Consider the following 8985-nt stretch of genomic DNA (forward strand, 5'->3'; position numbering starts at 1 on the left):
GTATATCAGCACAAAGTATATGTTTACTGATTAACGTTGACAAGTAATATTAAATAATATATTATTAATATTAAATAAAAACTAAATTTAGTGGAAATACTTAATACATAAAAAATTGCAAGGATGAAGAAGTAGTAAAAGTTGAAATCTTAACAGAGAGGAAACAATGCTGAGAGTTTCTAAGAGGAAAATTTTGAACCAATCTTCTAGCATAAAGACGGTAAAAAAGTCTTTACGGTAGGGACCGTTACATCCCCCTAAGGAGAGCCTAATGGCTAACTAGAGTGGTACCGCGGAAATATAACCTTTCGTCTCTATATTATTTATAGAGATGGAAGGTTTTTTTATTGAATAAATTAAAATAAATAGGAGGAAAATAGTTATGAAAATGTCAAGAATGTTTATGCCAACATTAAAGGAAGTACCATCTGATGCAGAGATAACAAGTCATCAATTAATGTTAAGAGCAGGTTTAATTAAAAAAATGTCATCTGGTGTATACAACCAATTACCTATGGGAATAAGAGTATTTAATAAAATACAAAATATAATTAGAGAAGAATTAAATGCAAAGGGATGTCAAGAAATACTATGTGCTGGTATAATACCAAGTGAACTTTGGGAAGAGTCAGGTAGATGGACAGCTATGGGTGAAGAAATGTTCAGATTAAAAGACAGAAATCAAAGAGATTACTGTCTTGGACCAACACATGAAGAAGTATTTACAGATATAGTAAGACAAGAGGTTACTTCATATAAGCAACTTCCAATGAACTTATATCAAATACAAGTAAAGTACAGGGATGAAAGAAGACCAAGATTCGGAGTTATGAGAACTAAGACTTTTACAATGAAAGATGCTTATAGTTTTGATATTGATGAAGCTGGTTTAGACAAATCATACCAAGATATGTATGAAGCATATACAAATATATTCAATAGATGTGGTCTTGACCATAGTCCAGTTCAGGCAGACTCTGGTGCTATAGGTGGTTCATCATCAGCAGAGTTTATGGTTAAATCAGAAGTTGGTGAAGATGATGTAGTATTCTGTAGCGGATGTGACTATGCAGCTAATATGGAAAAGGCAGAATCAGTAAAATACGAAGCATTCAAAGAAGAAATGAAAGAAATAAAAGAAGTTAGCACTCCAGATGTACATACTATAGAAGAGTTAGAAGCATTCTTCAAGCTTCATGCAGGAAGATTTGCAAAGACTTTAATATACGATGCTGATGGAAAGTCTGTAGCAGTAGTAGTAAGAGGAGACAGAGATGTTAATGAAACTAAAGTAGCTAATGCTATAGGTTCAGTGGTAGAATTTGAACTTGCTAATGAAGCAATGGTACAAGCTGCTACAAATGCAGAAATAGGATTTGCAGGACCAATAGGTGTAAAGACTGATTACTTATTCGTAGATGAGGAAGTAGCAGCACAAAACAACATGATAGTTGGTGCTAATAAGACTGGATACCATATAGAAAATGTTAACCATGGAAGAGACTTTGAAGGTGTGGTTGGAGACTTCAGAAATGTAAATGAAGGAGACAAGTGCCCTAAGTGTGAAAGTGCTTTAGAAATAGCTAGAGGAGTAGAAGTTGGACATATATTCAAGTTAGGAACTAAATACTCAGAATCTATGGGTGCAAACTACATAGATAAAGATGGTAAATCAAAGCCTATTATAATGGGATGTTATGGAATTGGTGTAGAAAGAACTGCAGCAGCTGTAATAGAACAACATAATGATGAAAATGGTATAATATGGCCTTTATCGGTTGCTCCATACCAAGTAGCTGTTGTACCAGTTAACATGAAAAAAGAAGAACACACAGAAGCTGCAGAAAAAATATACAATGAACTTCAAGCTATGGGTGTAGAAGTATTGCTAGACGATAGAAATGAAAGAGTTGGATTTAAATTCAAAGATTTAGACTTAATAGGTATACCAATGAGAATTACAGTTGGTAAAGATATAGTTGATGGAAAAGTTGAATTTAAATTAAGAGATCAAGAAGAAAAAGAACTAATAGGATTAGATGAAATAAAATCTAAAATAGAAGCTGAATTCGTAAAAAATAACGTAAAGTTAGGTTAATATAAATATGAATAGTATATATAGTCCACTAAGTTATCAACAATTGACTTAAACTGTGGATATATATACTATCTTAAGTAGAATTAAAAATAAACTTATACACAGATTTTTAATATCATAGGAGGTACGATTATGAGCGTAAGAGTAAGATTTGCTCCAAGTCCAACTGGATTTGTTCACATAGGTAGTTTAAGAACTGCTTTATACAACTACTTATTTGCAAAGAAAATGGGTGGAGAATACATATTAAGAGTAGAAGATACAGACCAAACTAGATTGGTAGAAGGTGCAATAGAAAACATGCTAACAGGTATGGCTTGGGGTGGAGTTAACCACACTGAAGGTGTTGTACTAGATGAAAAGGGAAATATAACTCAAAAGGGTGAATATGGTCCGTACATCCAATCAGAAAGATTAGATATATATAAAGAATATATAAAAGAATTATTAGATGCTGGTAAAGCTTACTACTGTTTCTGCACTAAAGAAAGATTAGATCAAGTAAGAGAAGACCAAAAGGCAGCAGGAGAAACTCCTAGATATGATGGTCACTGTAGAGATCTTTCTAAAGAAGAAATAGAAGCTAAAATAGCTGCTGGTGAGCCATATGTTATAAGATTAAGATTACCAGAAAATCACGTTATAAAGTTTAATGATTTAGTAAGAGGAGAAACTGAGTTCAACACTAATGACTTAGATGATCAAGTATTAATAAAAACTGATGGATTCCCAACATACCACTTTGCAGTTGTAGTTGATGACCATTTAATGAAGATAACTCATGTTATAAGAGGAGAAGAGTGGGTATCATCAACTCCAAAACATGTTTACTTATATGAAGCATTTGGATGGCAAGCTCCAACATTTGTACACTTACCAAACATACTTAACAAAGAAAAGAAAAAGTTAAGTAAAAGACATGGTGACGTAGCAGTTGAAGACTTCAAGAAGAAAGGCTATTTACCAGAAGGTTTAATAAACTATGTTGCATTAGTTGGATGGTCTCCAGAAGATAATCAAGAAATATTCACTATGGAAGAATTAGAGAATGCTTTCTCAGTAGAAAGAGTATCTAAGAGTGGTGGAGTATTTGATACGGAAAAATTAAATTGGGTTAACCAACATTATATAAAAGATGCAGATGATGCATTCTTAACAGATTTAGCTATACCATTCTTAGTAGAAGCTGGATTTATAACTGAAGAAGAAGCTACAACTAAATATGATTTCTTAAAAGGTATGGTATCAGTTCTTAAAGAAAAATTACAATATGTAAAAGAAATAACTGACCATGCATCTATATTCTTCGGAGATAATGTTGAACTAGAAACTGAAGAATGTAGAGAGTTTTTAAACTTAGAACATATACCTACTTTAGTAGATGCTCTACAAGAAAAAATTGAAAAAACAGAAGTTGTAGATGAAGGTTTCGTAAAAGCTATGTTTAAAGAAATACAAAAAGAACATGGAATAAAAGGCAAAAACTTATTCATGGGATCTAGAATAACACTAACTGGTCAAATGCATGGACCAGATCTACCAAAAACTATGGAAGTTTTAGGAAAAGAAATTTGTTTAAATAGAATATCTTATGTAAAAAACAACATTTTATAGTTAAAAAAGTCCACTATTTTCAGAGTGGGCTTTTTTTTATGTAAATATTTGATGAAAATATCTAAGGTAGAATCTAAAGGAATTACTATGCATGAGATTTAATAAATAAGTAATAAGGTAATCTAAGTTAATAATATTAGTATGGACAATTGAAGAGGTAATTAAAATAGATTAGTTTGATTTGTTTTTATTTTAGGGGGGTATTTATGTATAGTAATATAAATGATGTGAAAAATGAACTAAAAGAATTATGTTCGGAGTACGTACATGCACTAAAGGAGTTAAAGGATAATAATATAATATCGAAAGAGGTATTTGATGAGTGTAGTGAGAAAAAAGTTTTATTTTTACAGGAATAATCAAAAATTAAAAAAATAGATTTTTTTCAATTACGGAGGATATAATAGTAATACTATTAATTATTTGTATTTTCAATTATAATAATAAGATATAATAAACATGGAAGTTTATAACAATGCAGTGAGGTGATGAGTGTGAAACTATATAATACATTAACAAGAACTAAAGAAGAATTTATCCCATTAGAAGAAGGTAAGGTTAAGATGTATGTGTGTGGTCCTACTGTTTACAACTACATTCATATAGGAAATGCTAGACCTTTTATAATATTTGATACTTTAAGAAGATATTTAGAGTACAGAGGATACGATGTAACGTATGTACAAAATTTTACAGACGTTGATGATAAAATCATAAAAAGAGGTCATGAAGAAGGAATAGCTCCAGAAGAAGTGGCTAAAAAATACATAAATGAATACTTTGTAGATACCGACGGATTGGGAATAAAGAGAGCGGATGTACACCCAAGAGTTACAGATAATATAGAACAAATAATAAAATTCGTACAAGAACTTGAAGAAAAAGGATATGCGTATGAGGTAAATGGAGATGTTTACTTTGATACTAAAAAGTTTGAAGGGTACGGAAAATTATCTAGGCAAAAGCAAGATGAGTTAGAAGCTGGAGCTAGAATAGAAATAAATGATCAAAAAAGACACCCAATGGATTTCGTACTTTGGAAGTCTAAAAAAGAAGGCGAACCAGGTTGGAATAGTCCTTGGGGAGAAGGTAGACCAGGGTGGCATATAGAATGTTCTGTTATGTCTAACAGATACCTAGGTGAAACTATAGATATACATGCTGGAGGGCAAGATTTAACATTCCCTCACCATGAAAATGAGATAGCTCAGAGTGAAGCTAGAAGTGGAAAGCCATTTGCAAAATATTGGGTACACAATGGATATATAAACATAAATAATGAAAAAATGAGTAAATCAAAAGGTAATTTCTTTACAGTAAGAGATATATCTAAGCAATATGATTTAGAAATAGTAAGATTCTTTATGTTATCTGCTCATTATAGAAATCCAGTTAACTTTAGTGATGAGATGTTAAACCAAGCTAAAGCTGGATTAGAAAGACTGTACAATGCTAAAGAAAAGTTAGAGTTTACAATAAGTAATTTAAAAGAAAGTCCTATAACACAAAATGAGCAAGCACTTGTTTCTGAGTTAAATGGATATAGACAAAAATTCATAGATGCTATGGAAGATGATGTAAATACTGCTGATGCTATAAGTGTTATATTTGAGCTATCTAAGTTTATAAACTCTAATGTAAATGAAGAGTCTTCGTTAGAATTTGCTAAAATGTGCTTAGGTGAGTTTAAAGAGTTAACAAGTGTATTAAACATAGTAAATAAGAAAAATGATGATATATTAGATGAAGAAATAGAAAAGCTAATACAAGATAGAACTGATGCTAAAAAAAGTAAAAACTTCCAGTTAGCAGATGATATAAGACAGAAGCTATTAGATATGGGAATAGTTTTAGAAGACACAAGACAAGGTGTTAAGTGGAAAAGGGTATAATAATGACTAGAGAAGAATTAATCACTATATCTCCATTAGTATTAGCATATATAGGTGATACTGTATATGAATCATGCATAAGGGAGTATTTAATAAAGCAAAATGTAAATAGAAAAGTTAATGACCTTCATAAATTAGCAGTGCAGTATGTAAAAGCTAAGGCTCAAGCTACTATAATTCATGAGATAGAAAGCGAATTAACTGAAGAGGAAATAAGGATTTATAAAAGAGGAAGAAATCAAAAGTCACATACTTCTCCTAAAAATGCAGATATAATTGATTATAAGCATGCTACGGGCTTTGAAGCTTTAGTTGGATATCTACATTTAAGTAATGAAAAAGAGAGACTTCAATATATCGTTGATAAGGGTATCAAAATAGTTGAAGCTCATATGTAACATAAAAGACATTGTCTTATAAGGGCAATGTCTTTTTATGTTATAAAAGTAAAACTTATTAACTATTATAGATATCTAAGGTATAATAGAAGTTATAAATAATTTGAAGGAGGCTATTAAATTGATAAAAGTAAAATTATTATCTCACACACCAGAACCTGAAAAGGTAATATCTATGGCGGCTAAATTATGCTATTCACCAGTTGGAGTTGAAGGCATAGAAAAGAATTTGACAGATGAAAGTATTGAAAAGTTTTTAAACATGTTAATAAGCATGGGGCATGAATCGCCACTAGAACATGTAAGTTTTACATTTGCAGTAGAGGGTATTTCTAGAGCATGTTCTCACCAAGTGGTAAGACATCGTATAGCTAGTTTTTCACAACAAAGTCAAAGATATGTTAAATTAGACCAGTTTGAGTACATAATTCCTCCACAAATAGACGAGATAGAAGAAGCAAGAGAAGTGTTTATAGATGCGATGAATAAGGATCAAGAGTCATATGATAAACTTGTAGATATATTATTTGAAAAACATTATAATAATTTAATAAAATCTGGAAAAAATGAAAATGAGGCGAAAAGACAAGCTTCAAAAACAGCAATAGAGGATGCAAGATATGTATTCCCTAATGCATGTGAAACAAAAATGGTATTAACTATGAATACAAGAAGCTTATATAATTTCCTAGATCATAGATGTTGCGAAAGAGCACAGTGGGAAATTAGAGAGATGGCAACTCAAATGCTAGCATTAGCAAAAGAGGTTGCGCCAATATTGTTTAAAAATAGCGGACCAAAATGTGTTAAAGGTCCTTGTCCTGAAGGAAAAATGACTTGTGGAAATATAGTTCAGGTAAGAGAAAAATTTAAGAATTTGTAGGCGGTGGAAGAATTGGCAAGTATAGAAGGAAGAAATCCTGTAATAGAAGCAATAAAAGGTGATAGAGAAATAGATAAGATAATGATATCTAACTCAGCTAAAGAAGGATCTATAAAGAAGATCATTGGTATGGCTAAAGACAAAAACATAGTAGTGCAATACGTTGATAAAAATAAATTAGACGAGATAAGTACTAGCCACTCACATCAAGGAGTTATTGCTCAAGTAAGTGAATATAAGTACCATGAACTAGAAGACTTAATAGCTTCAGCTAAATCCAAAGATGAAGATCCATTCTTTATAATCTTAGATGAAATAACAGATCCTCATAACTTTGGATCAATAATAAGAACTGCAGATGCAGTAGGAGCTCATGGTGTAATAATACCAAAGAGAAGATCCGTACATATAACGCCTGTTGTAGCTAAAGCATCAGCTGGTGCTGTAGAATATGTTCCCGTTTGTAAAGTAACCAATATAGTAAATACAATAAAGAGACTAAAAGAAGAAGGATTATGGATTGCAGCTGCAGATATGGATGGAGGAACATTCTATGAACAAAACCTTACTGGTCCAATAGGAGTAGTAATTGGTAGTGAAGGATTTGGAATATCAAGACTAGTAAAGCAAAACTGTGACTTTATAGTTAAAATGCCAATGGTTGGGAATGTAACATCTCTAAATGCATCAGTAGCTGGAGGAATTCTTCTATATGAGACATTTAGGCAAAGATTATCTAAGAAATAGACTATGAGAAGAAATATAAAGTACTATTTAATAGTTGATGGTTACAATATTATAAATGCTTGGGATGAACTAAAAGAAATAGCAAAATATGATTTAGAAAATTCTAGAGAAAAGCTTGTAAATGAAATGATAGAGTATGCAGAATATACGGGCAGAAAAGCAATTATTGTTTTTGATGCATATAATGTTAAAAGTTCAAGAGAAAAAATTGAGGAGCGTAAACATATAACAGTAGTTTACACAAGAGAACATCAAACTGCAGATAGTTATATAGAAAAATTTATTAGTACATTATCTAGGTATGATGATGTAAAAGTTGCAACAAACGACTACGCAGAACAGCAAATTATTTTAGGAAAAGGGGCCACTAGAATATCTGCGAGAGAACTAAAATTAGATTTGGACCATGCTAAGAGTAAAATAAGAGAGAAAAATAGCAGTTCAGGGAAAAAAATTCAACGAAATTGGCTAGAGGAGCGATTAGACAAGGAAACATTGTCGAAACTTGAAAAGATTCGTAGAAACCATTGAAATTACTAAGTTTATTGAACTATAATAAACATATGAAATTGTTTTTTATGGGGGGATATACATGTTAGTAGCAAATGAAAAAGATTATGGTTTTATAGATAATTCTCAGCAAGATGAATATGATATAGTATTAAAAGCTAGTAATGGGGATAAAATAGCATTAGAGTACATTATTACAAAGTATAGAAATTTTGTAAAAGCAAAAGCTAAATCGTATTTTTTAATAGGAGCAGATAAAGAAGATATAATTCAAGAGGGTATGATAGGACTGTATAAGGCAGTTAGAGATTTTGATGGGAATAAAACAAACTCATTTAAGTGTTTTGCAGAAATATGCATAACAAGACAGATAATTACTGCAATAAAAACGGCAACAAGACAAAAACATATACCTTTAAATTCTTATGTATCACTAAATAAGCCTATATATGACGAAGAATCAGAAAGAACTCTTTTAGATATTATAGCAACAAGTATAGTGACAGATCCTGAGGAACTGATAATAAGTAAGGAAGAGCTTAGACGAATAGAATCTAAGATGAATGAACTGCTAAGCGACTTAGAGTTAGAAGTATTAGAATTATATTTAAATGGTAAGTCATATCAATACATAGCGGATAGACTTGAAAGAGATGTAAAATCAATAGATAATGCACTTCAAAGGGTTAAGAGAAAATTGGAAAAACATCTTGAAAACAGAAATGATTAATAGTAAAATACTTACCATAAGCTTATAGTAAGCATATGAAAATTATAACATAAACCTAGGAGGTATTTCAAAATGGCTAAAGCTAAATTTGAAAGAAATAAACCACACGTTAA

Annotated in this window: 9 protein-coding genes and 1 other annotated feature; all 9 genes read left to right on the plus strand. The window is 31.1% G+C overall.

The window, feature by feature from the left end; genetic code table 11:
- The first annotated feature begins 111 nt into the window (after positions 1–111).
- Positions 112–319: a binding site (T-box leader), on the plus strand.
- A gap of 63 nt (positions 320–382) precedes the next feature.
- Positions 383–2098 (plus strand): proline--tRNA ligase, encoded by a 1716-nt coding sequence (locus CHL78_RS18730; protein WP_094368507.1) that lies wholly within the window; start codon positions 383–385, stop codon positions 2096–2098.
- 132 nt (positions 2099–2230) lie between these two features.
- Positions 2231–3712 carry a glutamate--tRNA ligase gene (gene gltX / locus CHL78_RS18735; RefSeq protein WP_094368506.1) on the plus strand — a complete coding sequence of 494 codons (1482 nt, stop codon included), beginning with the start codon at positions 2231–2233 and terminating at the stop codon, positions 3710–3712.
- Positions 3713–3918: 206 nt separating this feature from the next.
- Positions 3919–4071 carry a hypothetical protein gene (locus tag CHL78_RS21020; protein WP_094368505.1) on the plus strand — a complete coding sequence of 51 codons (153 nt, stop codon included), beginning with the start codon at positions 3919–3921 and terminating at the stop codon, positions 4069–4071.
- A gap of 135 nt (positions 4072–4206) precedes the next feature.
- Entirely contained in the window at positions 4207–5604 is a 1398-nt protein-coding gene (gene cysS, locus CHL78_RS18740) for a cysteine--tRNA ligase (RefSeq protein WP_094368504.1), read from the plus strand.
- Between the two features lie 2 nt (positions 5605–5606).
- Positions 5607–6002: a Mini-ribonuclease 3 gene (locus CHL78_RS18745; RefSeq protein WP_094368503.1), complete on the plus strand. Its 396-nt coding sequence runs from the start codon at positions 5607–5609 to the stop codon at positions 6000–6002.
- Between the two features lie 124 nt (positions 6003–6126).
- The gene (gene thyX / locus CHL78_RS18750) at positions 6127–6885 is read left to right on the plus strand and encodes an FAD-dependent thymidylate synthase (RefSeq protein WP_094368513.1); all 759 of its coding nucleotides are present in this window, start codon (positions 6127–6129) and stop codon (positions 6883–6885) included.
- A 12-nt stretch (positions 6886–6897) separates the two neighbouring features.
- Entirely contained in the window at positions 6898–7632 is a 735-nt protein-coding gene (rlmB, locus tag CHL78_RS18755; RefSeq protein WP_199534126.1) for a 23S rRNA (guanosine(2251)-2'-O)-methyltransferase RlmB, read from the plus strand.
- 3 nt (positions 7633–7635) lie between these two features.
- Positions 7636–8163 carry an NYN domain-containing protein gene (locus tag CHL78_RS18760; protein ID WP_094368501.1) on the plus strand — a complete coding sequence of 176 codons (528 nt, stop codon included), beginning with the start codon at positions 7636–7638 and terminating at the stop codon, positions 8161–8163.
- A gap of 61 nt (positions 8164–8224) precedes the next feature.
- The gene (sigH, locus tag CHL78_RS18765) at positions 8225–8872 is read left to right on the plus strand and encodes an RNA polymerase sporulation sigma factor SigH (RefSeq protein ID WP_094368500.1); all 648 of its coding nucleotides are present in this window, start codon (positions 8225–8227) and stop codon (positions 8870–8872) included.
- Positions 8873–8985: the final 113 nt, after the last annotated feature.

The organism is Romboutsia weinsteinii (genome assembly GCF_002250835.2).
In the GTDB taxonomy this organism is placed as follows: domain Bacteria; phylum Bacillota; class Clostridia; order Peptostreptococcales; family Peptostreptococcaceae; genus Romboutsia_A; species Romboutsia_A weinsteinii.